Source organism: Nocardia sp. bgisy118, assembly GCF_057708605.1.
In genome coordinates this window covers 1-1,768 of the sequence record NZ_JBYISM010000069.1, presented here as the reverse complement: position 1 = coordinate 1,768, position 1,768 = coordinate 1, and the positions used below count along the sequence as shown (strand labels likewise).

General features: G+C 67.1%; 1 protein-coding gene. It reads right to left on the bottom strand.

Annotated features, from left to right (window positions below):
* Positions 1-1,754, bottom strand: a 1,754-nt coding sequence (locus tag AC3EO7_RS37710; RefSeq protein WP_488186324.1) for a condensation domain-containing protein, incomplete at its 3' end; no start/stop codon positions are given.
* Positions 1,755-1,768: the final 14 nt, after the last annotated feature.

Sequence of the window (1,768 nt, the reverse complement as noted above, 5' to 3'; positions counted from 1 at the left end):
TGCGGCCGCAACGGCACGATCCGCTCCGCATCGGCGACCGGGAGGGCACTCGTTTCCGTGAGATCGAGCGCGTCGATGCGCAGCACCGGCACGGTGGATGTCTCCGGAAGAGCTGTCCCCTCGCCGGTGGTCAGCACACACACCGGCTCGGCCACGCTGAAGATCTGCCCGATGCGTTCGGCAGGCAGGTCGGGATCGACCGGCACGTACCCCCCGCCAGCCTCGACGATCGCGTAGATGCCCACCAACAACTCGATCGACCGCGGCATGGCCACCGCTACCAGCGTTTCCGGACCCACTCCGAGCGAGATCAGATGCCGGGCCAGCCGGTGGACGCGGGCACCGAGTTCGGCATAGGCCAACCGAACGTCCTCGAACACCACCGCGACCGCGTCCGGGGTCGCCGCCACCTGCGCCGCGAATCCGTCGAGCAACTGCCGTTCGGGTACCGGATGCGCGGTCTCGTTCCACACCGCCATACGCTGCAACTCGTGTGCCTCGAGCAGAGGCAGATCCCCGACCGGCATCGCCGGGTCCGCGGTCACCGCTTCGAGAATCCGCACGAATCGGTCGGCGAATCCGTGGACTGTCGTCTCGTCGAACAGGTCTGTCGCGAAGGTGAATTCGACATCCATCCCGGCCGGAGCATTGTCGGGCCCGAGTCGCTCTACGAAGGTCGATTGCAGGTCGAACTTCGCCACCGGCAGGTCGGCCTGCATGGCCTCGACGGTCAGCCCCGGCAGCTCGAATCCCGCTGGTGCGAAGTTCTGGAATACCAGCAGCACCTGGAACAGCGGTGCGTGCGCTGTCGAGCGTGCCGGTGCCAGTTCCTCGACCAGCCACTCGAAGGGCACCTCCGCGTGCGCGAGCGCCGCCAGATCCACTTCCCGGGTGTGTTCGAGCAGGTAAAGGAACGACGACCCCGGTTCCACCCGGGTGCGCAGCACCAGGGTGTTGACGAACATCCCGACCAGATCGTCGAGCTCGTGCTCACCGCGACCGGCGATCGGGGTGCCCACGGCGATGTCGTCACTGCCCGACAGCCGTGCCAGCAACACCGTCAACACCGCATGGACCACCATGAACGAGGTCGCATCATGCTCGCGGGCAAACACATTCACCCGCCGATGCAGGCCCGCCTCGACGGTGAACTCGATCCGCCCACCCCGCATCGAGGCCACCGCGGGTCGGGGCCGGTCGGTCGGCAACGCCAGCATCTCCGCGAGCCCGGCCAACTCCCGTTTCCAGAATGCGAGTTGCCGCCCGGCCATCGATTCCGGATCGTCGGCCTCCCCGAGCATTTCCCGCTGCCACAACGCGTAATCGGCGTATTGCACCGGCAGTGGCGCCCATCCCGGCATCTGCCCCCGTGACCGTGCTGCATAGGCCACCATGACATCTCGCGCGAACGGCCGTATCGATGATCCGTCCCCGGCGATGTGATGCACCGCTACCGCCAGCACATGCTCTTCGTCCCCGACTCGGAACAGCCTCGCTCGCACCGGCACCGCCGCCGCCACATCGAAGCCCGTCCCCAACACCTGCCCCACCCGTTGTATCAATTCCGCCTCGGTCACCGGTACCGGTGACAGATCCACCCCGACCGCCTCCACCGGCAGCACCACCTGCGCCGGACCCGCTCGGTCACTGGGATACATCGTGCGCAGCACCTCGTGCCGGTCGAGCACATCGGTCACCGCGGCTCGCAACGCCGCCACATCCAACTCTCCCGACAACCGCAACGCCAACGGCATGTTGTACACCGCCG